This is a genomic window from Streptomyces sp. NPDC003032 (assembly GCF_053591415.1).
Genome location: NZ_JBSFTT010000022.1, coordinates 129,549 through 145,869 on the forward strand (window position 1 = coordinate 129,549; position 16,321 = coordinate 145,869).

A 16,321-nucleotide genomic window follows, 5' to 3' on the forward strand; every position below is an offset into this window, starting at 1 on the left:
TCCACTCTCCACCGAAAGATCACCCAGACGTTACCGAAGAGAGATACATCGCCGCAGCTCAGGAGAGCCTTTTAACGGAGAGTTCAAGCCATGTCACACGCCGCGTGCGCCTCCGTTCGCCCCCGCGCACGCTCCACTCACGCCCCCAGCTCGGCCGGGAGCGTCTCCGCCCCCTCGTCGGTGACGCGAGTCGCGCCAAAATAGTCCGGGGTGTCGATCGGGTCGAAGCGGATCACGGCACCGGCGCGCGGGGCGTTGATCATGTAGCCGCCGCCGACATAGATGCCGACGTGCCGGATGGCGCGCGAATTGGTGAGGTCGTCCGAGAAGAAGACCAGGTCGCCGGGGAGCAGCTCCTCGCGCTTGGGGTGCGGCCCCACGTTGTACTGGTCGTTGGCGACGCGTGGCAGCGTGATGTCGACGGTGCGGTAGGCGGCGAGGGTCAGGCCGGAGCAGTCGAAGCGTCCGTTCTGCTCGGCTGTGCCGTTGCCGCCCCACAGGTAGGGGGTGCCGAGCTTCTTCTGCGCGAAGTAGATCGCTCCTGCCGCCTGCCGCGACGGCTGCACGCGCCCCACGGGCCGGGCGAAGCTCTTCTGGAGGGTGGTGATGGTCTTCACGTAGTTCTGCGTCTCGCGGTAGGGCGGCACGCCGCCGTACTTGATGACGGCGTACGCGCCCGCGTTGTACGCGGCGAGCATGTTCTTCGTGGGGTCTCCCGGGGCGTCCTTCACATAGCCCGCGAGATGGCAGTCGTACGAGGCCGCCGAGGGAATGGCGTCCTCGGGGTCCCAGATGTCGCGGTCGCCGTCACCGTCGCCGTCGACGCCGTGCGCGGCCCAGGTCCCGGGGATGAACTGCGCGATGCCCAGCGCCTTGGCCGGGCTCTTCGCGCGCGGGTTGAACCCGCTCTCCTGGTAGAGCTGGGCGGCGAGCAGCGCGGGGTTGATGGCCTTGCAGAGATTGCCCCACTTCTGCACGAGGGGCTGGTAGGTCGCGGGCACGGCTCCCTTGGCGAGCCCGACGGAACCGCCGCTCGCGCCTCCGGCGATGCTTCCCGCGGCCATGTACGTCCCGACGACGAGGAGCGCGATGAAGCTGAGGGCGCCACCGAACCCGACGGCCGCGACCAGCCACGCCTTACGCACCGTCAACCACCCCTCACCCGCCGGGAGTCCGCCGCCGCTCAGTGTAAAGGCCCCATGCGACAGCGACAGGGTCACCTGCCACTGGAATCGACCATCCCTCACCCTCATGGATAGCTTGGTTCACTCCAGCGAACGCCGGCTGGACGAGCACCCCCACACGCAACCGCACAGAGAGCTGAGCGACGACATGAGCGACCTTCGTCTCGACGGGACGGTCTTCGAGGACCTCAAGAGAACGTTCTCCTCGGTCAGCGACCGCATGGACGTCGCCCGTCGCACCCTCAAGAACACCGACGGCTCGGTGGTGGGTGCCGGGAAGCTCATCGAGGACGTCCATGAATTCGCGGATGAGTGGGGGTACGGCGTCAAGCAGCTCGGCAAGCACACGCAGGGCGCCGTCAAGATGATCGACAAGATCGACGAGGAGTTCGGCAAGCTGGACCAGGCCCTGGCCGAATCCCTGAAGTCGACCCGGAAGAAGGCGGAGTAACGTGGGTACGAAGCGTCCCGCGTTTCCGAACATAGGCTGGGACCCCACGCCCGGCGACGTCCAGGACACCCGGGAACTGGCCAAGAAGCTCGGCGGACTCGCGGGTGAGCTAGGAGCGGCCGTCAGGGACCTGGAGCGCATCGAATGCGGCGCCTGGAAGGGCAAGGCGGCGCTCGCGTTCACCGAGTACATCGGCGAGGACGTCACCCCGCTCATCCGCAAGAGCCACGAATCCTTCGACAAGGCCTCGCGTGCGCTGCACCGGTGGGCCAAGGAGCTTGCGGACTTCCAGGACGAGGCCGACCGGCTGGAGAAGAAGGCCGGCGACAAGCTGGACGCGCGGTCGGAGGCCAAGCCCGACAGCAAGGAGATGGGCAAGGCGTCGGGGGCCGTCACCGACCTCATCGGCGACGTTCACGACCTGGAGGACCGCTACGCCAAGGCGGCCGGGGCGATCAGCAAGGAGCTGGACAAGGCGGGTGACATCGCCCCGGACGAGCCCGGCTTCTGGGACAAGCTCACGAAGGGCGTCGCCGACGCGTGGGACGCGGCGGGCAAGTGGCTCCAGGACCACGCCGACCTGATCAAACTGATCGGCGACCTGCTGAGCGACCTGACGGCCGTCCTTGGCCTCCTCGCCATCGTCACACTTCCCTTCCCACCGCTGGCGGCGGTCTTCGGCACGGCGGCGCTCATCACGAGCGGGCTGGCGCTGGGGGCGCACGGGCTCGCCAAAATGGGCGGGGCCGATGTGAGTTGGGCTCAGATGGGGTTGGATGCGGTGGGGCTTATGCCGGGGATCGGGATGTTCAGCAAGGGCATCAAGGTCGTCGGTGAGGGCAAGGCGATAGCCGCTGTCGCCAACCTCGGCAAGGGATTTGGTTACAGCAAGATCGGCAGCTCAAAGATCCTCATGGCCTTCGGGAAGAACTCGCAAAGTCTTACGGGTGGCCTCGGCATGGGGGGTCTGGTGAAGATCGGCGGCAAATCCACTGATGTCTACGAGGTGGCGCATTCCACCAGTGGGCTGGCATCCCGTATGGGTGGCCTGGCCGCCGCGGGCTATCACGAAGGCCAGTGGTTGGGATCCAAGGGGCTGAACATGATCCCCAAGGTGAACATCAACCCCCTGGGTGCCGGTATCGCCATTGACGCGGGACTCAAGATTTTCCCCAAGGTCACAAGCATTCACCAGCACGTGGGCGAAGCCCTCTTCCCCGGCGACCGCTTCGCGCAGTCGGCCTCGGGTGGCTGAGAGCGGGCAGCGCAGTAACAGAGTCAAGGCGCCCGGCAACGGGCCCTGAGTCGCCACAGAGGAAGAGCCGTACGGACATGGACATCTGGCAGCCTGAACCGGGCGAGACACTCCTTGCCCGCGCACCCGTCACATTCGCGACCGGCGCGGCCACCCGCGTCAAGGGCATGCGCTGGTTCCGCGACACCGAGCGCAAGGACATCCAGGGGGAACTGCCCGGCTGGCCCGAGGGGCCCGTGTACACACCGCGATCAACCGGTGGTTCGCTCGCACGCAAGGTGGGCAAGGGCGGGGTGATGGCCCTCGGCGTCGCCATCATGGCCGCTCTCAGTGCTGCCGGAGGCAATGTGAGTGGCAGTTCCTTTGCCGACGGAGGCAAGGACACTCCGGACGACCCGGCTGACGAGGTCGAGGACTTTCCCGTCCTGTGGGCCGCGCCCGGCACGATCGCTCGTACTCTTCCTTGGCAGTTGGATCCAGGCCGGGTTGACGAAAAGCAGTACCGCACCCACGCGATCGTCACCGACCGCCGTCTGGTCATCGTCGGTCTCCCTTTCGACGAGAAGGACCTCACCCGCATCGAGGACGAATACCTCTGGGAAACTCCCCGATCCGCCATCAGCGAAGTCGAACCGCGCGACTTCAAGGATGGGCGGGACGTACGACTGGTCTTCTCCGACGGCTCATGGTGCAGGCTGAGATCGCAGTTCCGGGGGAAGTTCACTCGCTACCTGGTCGCCGCCGACTTGGTTCCTCTGGAAACCCTGACGCAGGCACAGCGGGATGCGGTCGACAACTTTCTGGCCACCGCTCGGGCGCCAGACCTCTCAGACCCCTTCGTCACGCGTCGGCCGTGCGGGCACTATCGCGCCGAGGCCTTGGTGCCGAGCGAGATCGACGCGTTCTTCGGGGCCGACAGTCGTCACCTGACCATGAACGCCGACGGCAGCGAGTTGAAGCACTCCGACTTCCACCCCGAAGACCTCTGACCCTGCCTACGAACCAGACCAGGACACCTCCGCCCCATGACATCCCCGACCAGCCTTCCAACCACTTCGCCCGACCAACTCGACCCCCCGCCCATCTGGTTCAACGTCCCGGACGGATTCTTCGCCCTGCCACTAGCAGCGACTCCGGAGGAGCGCGCCGAGCGGGCCCATGAATTCGTACGCCGCCTCTACTCCCGTGGAGACGCCCGAATTTGGGAACCCGCCGCCCCGTATTACGCGGGTCTCGCCCAGCTCATGGCGGAGACCGGTGTCTCTTACTCGGCGATGGGCCTCTTCTCCACGGCGGAAGAAGCGGAGGAAGTGGAGGAAGCGGAGGAGGCAGAAGGCTCCGAAGGCGTCGCCCAGTGCGCGTTCACCGTGGCGGCCGTCCCGACCGGCCAGGCCCCGACCGGCCAGGCCCCGACCGGCCAGGCCCCGGACGACGAGGCCCCGGACAGCACGGACATCGTCGCCCAGGGAATCCTGGCCATCCTCTCCAGCACCCCGCACAACGACGCCCGCTGGCTCGACCTGCCGTGCGGCCCCGCAGTCTCCTGCGTCACCCTGACCGAGTACAAGCTGAATCCGGAGATCACCGCGACCGGCGAGGCGACGGAACTGCTCACCGGACAGATACAGGTCCATGTGCCGTTCCCCACCGGCCCGTTCACCGCCGTCTTCACGCTCCACACCGCGTCCACGGAGTACTGGACGGAGTTCTGCAACATCATGGCGGCGATCCTCCAGACGGTCTCCTTCACGGAACCGTCCGCTACGGAGCGCCGGGAGTGACCTCGGCCCACAACAGTTTCCCCGCGTGGTCCGTCCCCACGGGGTAGGCGCCCCAAGCATCCGCGCAGGCCCGCACGAGGTGCAGCCCCCGGCCGCTCTCCGCCATGTCCGGCGGCCGGCGATCGGGCGCGGGGTCTTCTGCGAAGCCGGGCGGGATCTGCGGGTCGGAGTCCCACACGGACACGCGGATCCCCTCCGGGGAGGCGGAACGGAGGCGGAGGGCGTAGGGCCCGTCGGTTGACAGTGGGCGTTGCTGAGCAGCTCGCCCGCGAGGAGTTCCGCGGTGGGGGTGAGCCGGCCGAGCCCGTACGACTCCAGGACCGCGCGGAGGGTGGCGCGGGCGATTCCCGGGGCGCGGGGATCGCGCGGGAGTTGGAGGGTGTAGGTCCAGGGCGGCGATACGGTTGCGTTCACGGAAATCTCCGTCGGGAGTGGGTAGTTGCTGGGTGGGACCCAGTGACGTTGCCGCTCCGTCGAGCGGGGTTCTTCTGGGCGGTGTGCCACACCAAAAGTAGCGCCGCCGGATATATTCTTCATCCCGTTCTGGGTAAGACTAAAAGCAACCACTCGTGTGAGTGACGCGAGAGCACAGGAGCAGCAGGCATGGCCATTCGGAACAACCCGACGGGTCGTCAACTCCGCCTCGGCGCCGAGCTGCGCAAGTTGCGCGAACGTGCTGGCCTGACGTCGACTGCGGCGTCCCAACTGCTCGGTATGAAGCAGGCGCAGGTCAGCAACATGGAGACCGGACGGGTCGGCGTCAGCGCCGAGCGGGTCCGGACCCTGGCCTGCCACTACGCCTGCTCGGACAAGGCTCTCGTCGAAGCCATCGCCGACATGACGGGCGACCGTAAGCGTGGCTGGTGGGAGGAGTACCGCGAGCTACTGCCCGCCGGGCTGCTGGACCTAGCCGAGGTGGAGCACCACGCCACCCGCCTGCGCACAGCCATCACCGTGCACATCCCGGGCCTGCTCCAGACCGCCGACCACGCACGCGAACTGTTCCTCCAAGTCGTGCCAGAGTTCCCGCCTCCGGATGTGGAGCACCGGGTGTCGTTCCGCATCAAACGGCAGACAGTCCTCTTCCGCGATCCTCCGACTCCGTACCAGGCGATCATCCATGAGGCCGCCCTGCGCATGCAGTTCGGCGGGCCCGACGTAACCAAGAGGCAGTTGCAACACCTGCTAGACATGAGCGAGCGGGACCACATCACCGTCAAGGTCATCCCGTTCGCCGCAGGCTCCTTTCCCGGATCCGGGCAGTCCCTCTTCTACTCCAGCGGCCACGTCGCCCAGCTGGACACGGTCCACCTGGACCAGTCGCATGGCCCCACATTCCTGTACGCCGAGGCCCAATTGGAGATGTACCGCGTTCTCCTCGACCGACTGGAATCCGTTGCCCTCGACGACACGAGGTCACGCGACCTCATCCAGAACCTGATCCGCGACCTCTGAAAGGGAACACCATGCTTGCCCCGACGTATGAGTGGCAGAAGTCGTCCTACTGCGGGCAGGGAGACTCCTGCCTCCACGTCGCAGCCGCATCGTCCCGCACCGTCCATCTCATGGAAAGCAGCGACCCCACCGGAGCAATACTCACCGCCGCCCCCACGGCCTTCGCGGCCCTGATCCGCCACACCAAGCACACCGCAGGCACCGAACCGACCTTCCAGGACCTGTAGAGGAAGCCCAAATGCCCCAGGTGGATTGGCAGAAGTCCTCGTACTGCTCCGAGGGCAGCTCGTGCGTGTACGTCGCTGCAACGTCCATCGGCACCGTCCGTCTGACCGAAAGCAGCGACCCCACCGGAGCAATACTCACCGCCGCCCCCACGGCCCTCGCGGCGCTCATCCGCGACACCAAGCACACCGCAGGCGCCGAACCCGCCCTCCAGGACCTGTAGAGGGAGCCCAAATGTCCCAATCGAACTGGCAGAAGTCGTCCTACTGCGCCCAGGGCAATTCCTGCGTATACGTCGCTTCAGACGCATCCGGAACCGTCCATCTGACCGAAAGCAGCGACCCCACCGGAGCAATACTCACCGCCGCCCCCGCGGCCTTCGCGGCCCTCGCGGCGCTCATCCGCGACACCAAGCGCACCGCAGGCGCCGAACCCGCCTGAGGCCACTCACATATCCCCGTGCCCACATCGGCCCCCACCCAAAGAAGCGGAAAGTGACCGAGACCCCCCGCCCCGAAATTCCCGCCGGCCTCGACTGGGTCCGCGCCGCCCCGGAGGGCGAGCAGGGCCCCGGCCCCTGGATCGAGATCGCCTTCGGCGAGGACGACGCCGTCTATCTCCGGGAGACCAGCGACCCGGAGAACGTCGTCACGACGACCAGGAAGAAGTGGGACGCCTTCGTGCTCGGCGTACAAGCCGGTGAGTTCGACCACTTCGTGGAAGGCGTCGGCCAGGACTGACGCCACGCCCCTGCGCCCTCCGCCCTGTCCGGGACAGCGGAATCCCCGTCCCGGACAGGGTTTTCCCTTGCCCGGCGCCCCAGCGGACTGCCAGCCTCAGGCCGTGCCCGGCGAGGGGTGTTTCGGGGGGACCCTCGCCGGGACGACGACGAACCGCTGCGCGTCCGCGCCACCGCACCTCCCGATCACCGCCTCCACCCCCGCGACAGCACGCCCGTTCAGCCCTACGCACCGCCCGTCCGCGAGCCGCAGCACATAGGCCCCGCCCCGCCGCTCCACCGACAGCCGCGCCGCCGCACCGCAGTCGGTGAACGGCTCCAGGAACCCCTTCGCCCCGCCCTTCGACGGGGCGGCGAGGCAGCCCTCGCCGTGCTCGGGGTGGTCCCAGCGGACGCGGTACACGCCGCCGCCGAGCGGCTCCAGCTCGGTCGTCGGCGGCACCGCCTCCCCGCACGGCCGGAACACCGCGATATGGCTCCCGTACCGCCCTTTCCTGTCCCGCCCGTCGGTGAGGCAGAGGCCGGACGCCCGTAAGGGCTGCACCTGTACGACACCGGACGGCACGTTCGCCGCCTTCCCGGAGGCGGAGGGCGAGGGATCGCGCGGCTCGTCCGAGGCGTTCAGCGCCGACGCGCCGACCGCCGCGACGGCCACGACAGCGACCACGCCGGCAACCAGGGTGAACGCCCGCGGCCGCTTCCCTACGGAGGTGGGGGTGGAGCCAAGGGCAGAGGCGGGGGCTGAGGTCGGGGCCAGGTCAGCAGCGGAGGGAGGGGGAAGAGAGGGCTCGGGGTCGCCCGAGGCGATGCGGTCCCGCGCCGCGAGCCACGCCCCGACCCGCTCCTCCCCCTCGCACGCCCGGACCAACGCCGCCACCAGCTCCGCCTTCGGCAACGCCCCACGGGACAGCGCCCCCGCGACCGTGCTCCGGGGCAGCAGGTCCCCGCGCTCGGTGGCACGCAGCTCCAACTCCCGGTACGTGAGGCCGGACGCCTCCTTCATCTGCCGCAGCAGCGCGACGAACTCGGCCGCGGTGCGGACCCGCTCGGGTCCCGAACCGCCCTGGTTGTCCATGCTCGACTGTCCCCTTCCGGCCACCGCACGACTGTCCGGGACAAGCCCCCGCCCGGAAAAGATCGAGTGTCGCCGCAGCCCGGCACCGCCACAAGAGCGCTTCCCGTGAGTTGCTACCGTCCGGCCATGCCTGACACCGGAGAATCAGCAGCCCCCTTGTCCCCCACCGCCCCCGTGACGGCCGACGACGTCACCCGCGCAGTCCGACTGGCCGTCGCCACCCTGCGCACGGCGCCGGACGACGCCGACTGGGGCGCCAAGGCGGGCGGCCTGGAGTGGGACTGCTGGGAGACGGGCGAGCACCTCGCCGACGACCTCTTCGCGTACGCCGCCCAACTCGGCCCCGAACACCCCCCTCTGGACGGTGTCGTCCCCTTCCACTGGGTGAGCCGGACGCCCGGCGGCCCCGCCAACGTCACCCTCGCCGACCCCGCTGCCGGACCGGCGGGGCTGCTCATGGTCGTGGAGGCGTGCGGCGCCCTGCTGACCGCCATGGTCGCCACCACCCCGCCGACCGTCCGCTCCCACCACGGCTTCGGCGCCTCGGACCCCGAGGGCTTCGCCGCGATGGGGGTGGTGGAGACCCTCGTCCACACCTACGACATAGCGAACGGACTCGGCATCGGTGACGCGTGGTCCCCGCCCGCCGACCTCTGCGCCCGCGTCCTGTACCGCCTCTTCCCCGACGTCCCGACGGACACGGACCCCTGGGCCACGCTCCTGTGGGCCACGGGCCGCGGCGAACTCCCCGACCGGGAGCGGCGGACCCAGTGGCGGTGGTACGGGGCGCCCAGGGTCTGACAGGGCCGTCCCGGACCAGCGTCCCATACGTACGTCATCTCCGCAGGTCAGAGCCCTGGAAGCGTTCCAGCGTCCCTGATCCCCCGGCACTCCTTGCCCCCGTCGGCCAGGGACGGCTTCGCTGTTGATCGAGCCGGAAACCACGGCCTCGTACCGACATCAGTTCGCACCTCACGGGGGACCCCATGAAGCTCACGCACCTCTCGAAGACCCTGCTCGCCGGACTCACGCTGGCCGGTGCGCTGGCGCTCACCGCCTGCAACAACAACGACGACGGGTCGAACGCCGGGGGATCGCCGAGCGGCGCGAAGCCGACCGCGTCCGCCGAGTCCAGCGACTCCGCCGGGTCCGCCGGGTCCGGGACGGACGGTGACAGCGGAAGCGAAAGCGGGGGCGACAACAGCGACGGCGGCGGTGAAGGCACCGTCGCCGGTACCGGCTCCAACGAGAACGGCAAGATCGGCATCTGCCGCAGCGACGAGCTGGAGGTGACCGCCGCCGACAACACCACCGGCAAGACGGAAGGCGTCATCACCGTCAGCTTCCGGAACGGCGGTGGCCGCGACTGCGCCATCAACGGCTACGCGGGCGTCGACCTGAAGACGGCCACGGGCGACACCCTCTCCGTCGACCGCAACGGCGACCAGCCCCACCCCGGGGTTCTCAAGGACGGCGAGTCCGCCGCGTTCAACATCACGTTCCCGGTCAACAACACCGGCGGCTCCGGCGTCCGCGTCGCCAAGATCCTGGTGACCCCGCCGAACGAGACGAAGACCGTCACCATCGCCTGGCCCGCCGGTTCTCTCCCGGTGAGCGGTGAGGGCTCACCGGGCAGCGGCCCGAAGCTGGCCATCGGCCCCGTCGGCAAGGTCAGCGACTCCCCCGCGGGCTGAGGTCGGGGGGAAGTGGGGGAAGTCCCCTGGGCCCAGGGAAGGGAAGACCCTCTGGCCTCAGGGGACACAAGCCCTCCCCACTCGATTGACGTGCACCCAACCATCACCGATGGTTGGGAAATCGGGCGTTATGCGGTCGGCCGTCGGGTCCGGCATGACGCGGCGTCACGGCCGGGGGGAAGCCGAAGAATATGGAACCAAGAGATCAGCATGCCGCCGGGCCCGGTGACGAGAACGACAGCCCGGGCCGATTCGGACCACCACCCTCGTTCCCGCCCCAGCCGCCACCGCCACCGCCGTCGGCACCCCAGTTCCCGTTCCCGCCCCCACAGCCACCCACCCAGTCCACGCACCTGCCGCCCCTGCCACCGCCGCCCACCGGCGCCCCGTACGCCCACGGCCCCTCCGACACCTCCGGCTCCGCCCACCAAGGCCCCCTGCGCCCCCTGGCCGTCGCCCTCCTCAACCTCACCGGCCTCGGCCTCGGCTACCTCCTCATCCGGCGTTGGCTCTTCGCCCTGCTCTGCTGCGGCGCGACCGCCGCGCTGCTCCTCCTCGCGCTGCCCGCCGACGTCGACGGCGTACCCGGCGGCATCCTCATCGGCTATGTCGCCCTCCTGCTCCTGGCCGCCGCCCACGGCGCGTTCCGGGCCGCCCGCGACCGGGGCCACTGGCCGCTGCGCGCACCGCTGGCCGTCGCGCTCGGCGTCGTACTGCTCGCCGTACCCTCCGGCGGCGCCTTCGCGTACGAGAGCGCGCGGGACGAGGCCGTCGAGCAGATGCTCCTCGACCGCCTCGACAGGGCCGACCGCATCGTCGCGGGCCTCGACGGTCAGCCCTTCGAGGGCGCCGCCGAGACGAAGTACAAGAAGGCCATGGGCATCTACCGCGGCCTCGCCGACGACCACCCGGGTTCGAAGGCCGCCGACCGCCTGCCGAAGAGCCTCACGACCTACTACGAGACCGTCGCCGCCCCCTACACCGCGAAGCGGTACTGCGAGGCCGTCACCCCGCTCAAACACCTGCGCACCGTCCCCGGCACCCTCGGCAAGGACCACCTCGGCACCCTCGCCACCTGGCCCGACGACCGCCTCGCCACCTCGCTGTACGAGTGCGGCGTCGAAGGGCTCGGCCGCTCCTCGGCCGCCGACGCCCCGCTCACGGACCTCCTGCGCACCTTCCCCGCCTCCGACCAGGCCGACAAGGTCGAACCCGCCCTCCGCGACGCCATCGACACCCGCACGGCCGCGCTCAAGGGCCCCGCCCCCTGCCCCGCCGTCGACGAACTGCGCGCCATCGCCGCCACCACGGCCGCGCTGCCCGGTGACAAGGTCGACGCCGAGGCCGTACGCGGTGACAGCGACCGTGCCCTGGAGCGCGGCGTCTACGCCTGCGGCATGGACGAGTTCGAGGACGGCCATTTCGCGAAGGCGGCAGCGTCCCTGAACGGCTTCGCCAAGACGTACCCCTCCAGCAAGAAGCTCGACCGCGCCAAGGACGTCGCCATCGCCGCCGAGATCGCCGAAGAGCGCCCGAGCGCGGGCCGCCGCCTGCCCCCGTCCGGCTCGCCCGGCGGCGGGAACGTCGAGTTCATCCTCGCCAACCTCGGCCCCGGCGAGCTGGAACTCCTCTACACCGGCCCCACCACCGGCCGCGTCAAGCTCAAGGACTGCGCGTCCTGCCGGATCTTCGCCGGCAAGTCCGAGGGCGACAAGGCCTGCCGGGCGGGCGTCACCAAGTACCCGAAGACCACCCTCGGACTGCCCGCGGGCGAGTACCACTTCCTCTACAAGCGGGGCACCGTACGCGATCGAGCCGACGGCGCCAGGCTCAGCCCGTCCTACCGCTACACCGACTGCTCCTTCGTGACCCGCGCGACCGCCGGTCTCGGACTCGGCTGAGTCCCGGTCAGAAGTCCTGGTCAGAGGCACGCCGGGCCGTCATTGCCCGGCGTCCTACCGCGTGATACACAGAGTGACCAGACCTCACCCACGAGGAAACGCACGAAGTCGGCCAACGAATGACGCCAAGGAGTCATCCGCGGGCCCGATTGTCGGCGAGAATGAGCTGTCCTCTGCACCGAGGTAGGCAGAGGTGGCGGAACAACCCACTAGGGGCGGTGAGTTACACATGCTTATGGCAGCCGAAAAGGGCGACATCACCACCATCATCGGCGGGATCGCCCCCGACTGGGGTCCCTTCGGGAGCCTGGGCAACGAGGCACGCGTGATGATCGAGGTCGTGATGGCGATCGCCATCCTCCTCTGTCTCGGCATTGCCATCTGGGGCGCGGCGAAGCAACGCATCGGCGCGACGGCGCTGCGGGACACCTTCAGCGCGGAACAGGGCAAGGGCCTGATCATCGCGGGGCTGACCGGCGTCTTCATCATCGGTTCGCTCGGCACGCTGTTCACCATCGTGTACGGCATGGCGGTCTGACGGCCCTCCCACACGTCCCCAGCCCCCCAGCCTCCCCCAGCCCCCCTCAACCCCCACGCCCCTTGTCCCCCTCCCCCATGTCCCCTCTCCCCACCCGTCCGTCGTGCCCACCGGCTGAGGTTGCAACTCCCTGATGTCGAGTCACCACACCGCGCCCGCGCGGGAACCAGCACGGCTACCGTCATACGTGTCCTACGTGACGGTTCAGCGAGAGGTTGAGGGGGCGGTCGCGGCATGAGTCCCGACGACGAGCGGAACGACGGCCTCTTCGGCGGCTCGGGAGAGACCAGGACGCGGCTTCCCGAGGGGGAGGGTGGCGACGACGTCTACGGCGGCGCGCGCAGATCCGCCCGGACCGGGCGGACGTCCTCCCGCAGCCTGGTGACGGTGGTCGGCGTCGTGGTCCTGCTGATCGCGGCGATCGCCTTCGCCAATCGGGGCGGTGAGAGTGGTTCGGCGGGGGGCGACGACGCCGCGAAGCCGGACGCGACGTCGACGGCCCCTTCGGGGAAGAGGCCGGTCGACGGCAAGACCGCGGGCATCCCTTCGGGGTTCGCTCATGATGAGCAGGGGGCGCAGAGCGCGGCGGCGAACTACGCGGTCGCGCTCGGCTCCGCCGAGATGTTCGACAAGGACCAGCGCCACGGCATCGTGGACGCCGTCTACACCCCCGACGAGGCGGCAAAGCGTCAGGCAGCCCTGGACAAGGTCTACTCGGGGGAGAAGTTCCTGACCAGCATCGGTCTGAACCCTGACGGGTCGGCGCCCAAGGACACGAAGTTCGTCTCCCGCATCATTCCGGTGGGCACCCAGGTCAAGAAGTTCAGCGGTGACAGCGCGAGCGTCGAGATCTGGTACTCGTCCCTCTTCGGCCTGGCCGGCGAGAGCGCCAAGAACCCCGTGGCCGAGAGCTGGTTCACCAACACGTACGAGCTGCGGTGGGTCGGCGGTGACTGGAAGGTCGCCGACTTCAGGCAAAAGGACGGCCCTGTCCCGGTCGGGCGCGACCAGAGGGCGTCCACTGCCGACGATATGGCAAAGGCAGTGGAGCAGTTCGGAGGGTTCACTTATGCCCGGTAGCACCCGTCGCCGCACCCTCACGCTCGCCGCTGCCTTCACCACAGTGCAGACGGCAGCCGTGCTGCTGGCCACCCACGCCGTAGCGGCACCGGACCCGCAGCCTTCCGACAACTCCTGCGACCTCATCCGCGGCCCCGCCAAAAAGTACTGCGAAAAAGGCGAAGAAGGCGGAGGCAGCAGCAGCGAGGGAAAGTACCCCAGCGACCCACCCCTGGGTGACTCCCTCGACCCCCTCAGCTCCCTGGCAAAGGGCTGCGCCGAAGCCGCCTCCTGGACCGTCGACAAGCTGTCCGACGCCGTGAAGGAGACGGCCAACGTCGACTTCACGAACCCCAAGTTCCTCCAGCAGTACGCCGTCGTCTTCGCGGCGTCCACCATCCTCACCCTCCTCCTGTGGCTGCTCGCCGTGGCGAAGAGGGCCGTGCGCGGCGTGCCGCTGACGACCGCGATCTCCGAGGCCATCGGGTTCCTGTGGCTCACCGTGCTCGCCTCCGCCTTCACACCGCTGATCCTCTACACCGTCGTCTCGGCGACCGACGGCGTCTCGGACGTCATCGCGAAGGCGACGGGCGGTCAGACGGACCAGTTCTTCGGGACGTTCTCGGGCGCCCTGAAGAAGGGCGAGGACATCGGCGGCGGCCCGATCATGCTGATCGTCGTCTCGCTCGTGTCGATCCTCGCCGCCGGCGTGCTCTGGCTGGAGCTGGTGATCAGGGCGGCGCTCCTGTACGTAGGAGCGCTCCTCGGCACCGTCGTGTACGCGGGCCTCGTCGACAAGAACCTGTGGTCGCACGTCCGCCGCTGGGCGGGCATCATGATCGCCGTCATCCTCGTCAAACCGATCATCGTCATCGTGCTCGGTCTCGCCGGGGCGCTCTCCGCCGACGACGGGCCCGACGCGTTCTCCGCCGTCGTCTCGGGGCTCTCGATCATCCTGCTCGCCATCTTCGCGAGCGCCATGATCTACCGCTTCGTACCGGGCTTCGGCGACGAGATCGCCGGCTCCCGCAACAACCGCATCATGCGCGGCGCCGAGAGCAAGGCCGCCGCCGTGATCAGCTCCCCCGCCTCCCTCGTCTCCCAGGGCATCAAGGCCCACAGCAGCCGGGGCAACGGCTCAGGCGGAGGCGGAGGCGGTGGCGGTGGCGGCGGGAGCAGCCAGCCCCGGCCCGCCAACCCCGCCAGCGGCGGCGTCGCCGCCCACAGCGGCCGTCCCTCCGGCGGCGGCTCATCGAACGGCGGCGGATCTGTCCCCTCCGCCGCACCCCCGCCGCGCGGCAGCGCGACGAACACGCCGCACGCGGGCAACCGCGGCGGCTCCCGCACCAGCAGTACCAACCGCACGGGAGGTGAAGGGCGTTGACGACCCAGTCCCACGTGTCCCAGCCGGTCGCGCCCCGCCGCACGTATCTGATCGGCCGCGCCCGGCCGAACGCGATCGTCGGCAAGAACCGCGAGACCGGGGAGATCGCCCTGATCATCGTGGGGGCGTTCCTCGGCATGATGTGCGGACTCCTCGTCCCCGTCCTCCCCCTGCGCATCGTGCTGCTCACCGGGCTCCCGATGCTCGCCATCGCGGCGGTGTACGTCCCGTACAAGGGCCGGACGTTCTACAAATGGTTCGAGATCAACCGCAGTTACAAGCGTTCCCTGAAGCGCGGCACCGCCTACCGGTCCACCGCCCCGGAGGCCGGGGTCAGGATCGACGGCCGCGAGGTCGAGGTCGGGCCGCCACCCGGCATCGGCCGCATCAACTGGCTCGCCGCGCCCTTCGGCCCGGACGAGATCGCCGTACTGCTCCACGCGGACCGGCGCACCGTCACCGCCGCCATCGAGATCGAGGGTCCCGGCGTCGGACTGCGTGACAGCGAGGACCAGGAGGCCCTCGTGGACCGGTTCGGGACGCTGCTGAAGCACGTCGCCAACGGCGACGGCTTCGTCACCCGTCTCCAGATGCTCGCCCGCACCCTCCCCGCCGACCCCGACGCCCACGCCAAGGACGTCAGCACGCGCGGCGACGACCGCGCGCTGCCGTGGCTCCAGGAGTCGTACGACCAGCTCCAGTCGATGGTGTCGACCAGCAGTGAACAGCACCGCGCCTACCTCGTCGCCTGCATGCACTACTCCCGCGACCTGGCCGCCGAGGCGCAGGCGATGGCCCGCGCGGCCCGTCCGCAGGGCGGCCGGAGGCTCGACAAGGACGCCGGTCTCGCCGTCGTCATGGCCCGTGAGCTGACCGACATCTGCTCGCGGCTCCAGGAAGCCGACATCCGCGTACGGCAACCGCTCGGCCAGGGCCGCCTGGCCTCGCTCGTGCACTCCATGTACGACCCGGACCACCCCATCGACCACCTCCAGGCGATGACGAAGCGCAACGCCTGGCCCGCCGAGCTCGACGCCATGGAGCCCACCTACCTCCAGGCCAAGACCCGCGAGTCCTCCACCCGCGCCCCCTGGTGCCACGCCACGGCCTGGGTGAAGGAGTGGCCGATGACGCCCGTCGGCGTCAACTTCCTCGCGCCGCTGCTCGTCCACACCCCGGACGTGATCCGCACGGTGGCCGTGACGATGGACCTCGAACCCACCGAGGTCGCCATCGAGCGGATGCTGACCGAGAAGACGAACGACGAGGCGGAGGCCAGCCGCCAGGCCAAGATGAACCGCACGGTCGACCCCCGCGACATCGCCTCGCACTCCCGTCTCGACCAGCGCGGCGAGGACCTGGCGAGCGGCGCGGCGGGCGTCAACCTCGTCGGCTACATCACGGTGTCGTCCCGTTCCCCGGAGGCGCTCGCGCGCGACAAGCGCACCATCCGCGCCTCCGCCGGCAAGTCGTATCTCAAGCTGGAGTGGTGCGACCGCGAGCACCACAGGGCCTTCGTCAACACGCTGCCGTTCGCGACCGGCATCCGACGCTAGAGCGCGTGAGCGCTAGACGGTATC

General features: G+C 69.4%; 19 protein-coding genes. 16 read left to right on the forward strand and 3 right to left on the reverse strand.

The genetic code is table 11. From position 1 onward, the window contains the following. Positions 1–137: 137 nt before the first annotated feature. On the reverse strand, positions 138–1,145 hold the full coding sequence (locus ACWDZ7_RS27975) for a C40 family peptidase (protein ID WP_451800708.1): 1,008 nt from the start codon (positions 1,143–1,145) through the stop codon (positions 138–140). A gap of 187 nt (positions 1,146–1,332) precedes the next feature. Between ACWDZ7_RS27975 and ACWDZ7_RS27980 the strand changes: the two genes are divergently transcribed. From ACWDZ7_RS27980 to ACWDZ7_RS27995, 4 genes are all read left to right on the forward strand, one after another. Next, positions 1,333–1,635, forward strand: a complete 303-nt coding sequence (locus tag ACWDZ7_RS27980; protein WP_451800710.1) for a hypothetical protein — start codon at positions 1,333–1,335, stop codon at positions 1,633–1,635. A 1-nt stretch (position 1,636) separates the two neighbouring features. Then, positions 1,637–2,890 (forward strand): enoyl-CoA hydratase/isomerase family protein, encoded by a 1,254-nt coding sequence (locus tag ACWDZ7_RS27985; protein WP_451800712.1) that lies wholly within the window; start codon positions 1,637–1,639, stop codon positions 2,888–2,890. 77 nt (positions 2,891–2,967) lie between these two features. After that, on the forward strand, positions 2,968–3,879 hold the full coding sequence (locus ACWDZ7_RS27990) for a hypothetical protein (RefSeq protein ID WP_451800713.1): 912 nt from the start codon (positions 2,968–2,970) through the stop codon (positions 3,877–3,879). Positions 3,880–3,915: 36 nt separating this feature from the next. Continuing rightward, positions 3,916–4,671, forward strand: coding sequence for a hypothetical protein (locus tag ACWDZ7_RS27995; RefSeq protein WP_451800714.1), 756 nt, complete (start codon positions 3,916–3,918; stop codon positions 4,669–4,671). Here the strand turns inward: ACWDZ7_RS27995 and ACWDZ7_RS28000 are convergent. Next, entirely contained in the window at positions 4,652–4,855 is a 204-nt protein-coding gene (locus ACWDZ7_RS28000; RefSeq protein ID WP_451800715.1) for an ATP-binding protein, read from the reverse strand. The two genes, ACWDZ7_RS27995 and ACWDZ7_RS28000, sit on opposite strands and share 20 nt — an antisense overlap. Positions 4,856–5,274: 419 nt before the next feature. On the opposite strand from ACWDZ7_RS28000, the gene ACWDZ7_RS28005 reads away from it, so the two are divergent. Genes ACWDZ7_RS28005 through ACWDZ7_RS28025 form a run of 5 tightly spaced genes read left to right on the forward strand, consistent with a single transcriptional unit; the run spans position 5,275 to position 7,091 of the window. Next, a complete protein-coding gene (locus tag ACWDZ7_RS28005; RefSeq protein ID WP_451800716.1) occupies positions 5,275–6,126 on the forward strand; it encodes a helix-turn-helix domain-containing protein in 852 nt (283 codons plus the stop codon). A gap of 11 nt (positions 6,127–6,137) precedes the next feature. Beyond that, the gene (locus ACWDZ7_RS28010; protein WP_451800718.1) at positions 6,138–6,353 is read left to right on the forward strand and encodes a DUF397 domain-containing protein; all 216 of its coding nucleotides are present in this window, start codon (positions 6,138–6,140) and stop codon (positions 6,351–6,353) included. A gap of 11 nt (positions 6,354–6,364) precedes the next feature. After that, the gene (locus ACWDZ7_RS28015; RefSeq protein ID WP_451800719.1) at positions 6,365–6,574 is read left to right on the forward strand and encodes a DUF397 domain-containing protein; all 210 of its coding nucleotides are present in this window, start codon (positions 6,365–6,367) and stop codon (positions 6,572–6,574) included. An 11-nt stretch (positions 6,575–6,585) separates the two neighbouring features. Beyond that, on the forward strand, positions 6,586–6,792 hold the full coding sequence (locus tag ACWDZ7_RS28020) for a DUF397 domain-containing protein (RefSeq protein WP_451800721.1): 207 nt from the start codon (positions 6,586–6,588) through the stop codon (positions 6,790–6,792). A gap of 53 nt (positions 6,793–6,845) precedes the next feature. Continuing rightward, positions 6,846–7,091, forward strand: coding sequence for a DUF397 domain-containing protein (locus tag ACWDZ7_RS28025; RefSeq protein WP_451800722.1), 246 nt, complete (start codon positions 6,846–6,848; stop codon positions 7,089–7,091). A 96-nt stretch (positions 7,092–7,187) separates the two neighbouring features. Here ACWDZ7_RS28025 and ACWDZ7_RS28030 read toward each other — a convergent pair whose 3' ends face one another. After that, complete coding sequence (locus ACWDZ7_RS28030; protein WP_451800723.1) at positions 7,188–8,165, reverse strand: hypothetical protein; 978 nt, start codon at positions 8,163–8,165, stop codon at positions 7,188–7,190. Positions 8,166–8,291: 126 nt separating this feature from the next. On the opposite strand from ACWDZ7_RS28030, the gene ACWDZ7_RS28035 reads away from it, so the two are divergent. From ACWDZ7_RS28035 to ACWDZ7_RS28065, 7 genes are all read left to right on the forward strand, one after another. Beyond that, complete coding sequence (locus ACWDZ7_RS28035) at positions 8,292–8,966, forward strand: hypothetical protein (protein WP_451800724.1); 675 nt, start codon at positions 8,292–8,294, stop codon at positions 8,964–8,966. Positions 8,967–9,151: 185 nt separating this feature from the next. Next, entirely contained in the window at positions 9,152–9,859 is a 708-nt protein-coding gene (locus tag ACWDZ7_RS28040) for a DUF4232 domain-containing protein (protein WP_451800726.1), read from the forward strand. 191 nt (positions 9,860–10,050) lie between these two features. After that, positions 10,051–11,760, forward strand: coding sequence for a hypothetical protein (locus ACWDZ7_RS28045; protein ID WP_451800727.1), 1,710 nt, complete (start codon positions 10,051–10,053; stop codon positions 11,758–11,760). Between the two features lie 229 nt (positions 11,761–11,989). Continuing rightward, positions 11,990–12,298, forward strand: a complete 309-nt coding sequence (locus ACWDZ7_RS28050) for a hypothetical protein (protein ID WP_055570172.1) — start codon at positions 11,990–11,992, stop codon at positions 12,296–12,298. Between the two features lie 234 nt (positions 12,299–12,532). Continuing rightward, a complete protein-coding gene (locus tag ACWDZ7_RS28055) occupies positions 12,533–13,378 on the forward strand; it encodes a hypothetical protein (RefSeq protein WP_451800729.1) in 846 nt (281 codons plus the stop codon). Continuing rightward, positions 13,368–14,741 carry a hypothetical protein gene (locus ACWDZ7_RS28060; RefSeq protein WP_451800730.1) on the forward strand — a complete coding sequence of 458 codons (1,374 nt, stop codon included), beginning with the start codon at positions 13,368–13,370 and terminating at the stop codon, positions 14,739–14,741. The genes ACWDZ7_RS28055 and ACWDZ7_RS28060 overlap by 11 nt, the downstream gene beginning before the upstream one ends. Then, entirely contained in the window at positions 14,738–16,297 is a 1,560-nt protein-coding gene (locus ACWDZ7_RS28065; protein ID WP_451800731.1) for an SCO6880 family protein, read from the forward strand. The genes ACWDZ7_RS28060 and ACWDZ7_RS28065 overlap by 4 nt, the downstream gene beginning before the upstream one ends. Positions 16,298–16,321 lie beyond the last annotated feature (24 nt).

Bases quoted from the DNA above. Each gene is read 5' to 3' on its own strand.
- ACWDZ7_RS28055 (WP_451800729.1), top strand. From the start codon at position 12,533: ATGAGTCCCGACGACGAGCGGAACGACGGCCTCTTCGGCGGCTCGGGA.
- ACWDZ7_RS28060 (WP_451800730.1), top strand. From the start codon at position 13,368: ATGCCCGGTAGCACCCGTCGCCGCACCCTCACGCTCGCCGCTGCCTTC.
- ACWDZ7_RS28010 (WP_451800718.1), top strand. From the start codon at position 6,138: ATGCTTGCCCCGACGTATGAGTGGCAGAAGTCGTCCTACTGCGGGCAG.
- ACWDZ7_RS27980 (WP_451800710.1), top strand. From the start codon at position 1,333: ATGAGCGACCTTCGTCTCGACGGGACGGTCTTCGAGGACCTCAAGAGA.
- ACWDZ7_RS28020 (WP_451800721.1), top strand. From the start codon at position 6,586: ATGTCCCAATCGAACTGGCAGAAGTCGTCCTACTGCGCCCAGGGCAAT.
- ACWDZ7_RS28030 (WP_451800723.1), bottom strand. From the start codon at position 8,165: ATGGACAACCAGGGCGGTTCGGGACCCGAGCGGGTCCGCACCGCGGCC.
- ACWDZ7_RS27990 (WP_451800713.1), top strand. From the start codon at position 2,968: ATGGACATCTGGCAGCCTGAACCGGGCGAGACACTCCTTGCCCGCGCA.
- ACWDZ7_RS28035 (WP_451800724.1), top strand. From the start codon at position 8,292: ATGCCTGACACCGGAGAATCAGCAGCCCCCTTGTCCCCCACCGCCCCC.
- ACWDZ7_RS28050 (WP_055570172.1), top strand. From the start codon at position 11,990: ATGCTTATGGCAGCCGAAAAGGGCGACATCACCACCATCATCGGCGGG.
- ACWDZ7_RS28045 (WP_451800727.1), top strand. From the start codon at position 10,051: ATGGAACCAAGAGATCAGCATGCCGCCGGGCCCGGTGACGAGAACGAC.
- ACWDZ7_RS28005 (WP_451800716.1), top strand. From the start codon at position 5,275: ATGGCCATTCGGAACAACCCGACGGGTCGTCAACTCCGCCTCGGCGCC.
- ACWDZ7_RS28015 (WP_451800719.1), top strand. From the start codon at position 6,365: ATGCCCCAGGTGGATTGGCAGAAGTCCTCGTACTGCTCCGAGGGCAGC.
- ACWDZ7_RS28040 (WP_451800726.1), top strand. From the start codon at position 9,152: ATGAAGCTCACGCACCTCTCGAAGACCCTGCTCGCCGGACTCACGCTG.
- ACWDZ7_RS27995 (WP_451800714.1), top strand. From the start codon at position 3,916: ATGACATCCCCGACCAGCCTTCCAACCACTTCGCCCGACCAACTCGAC.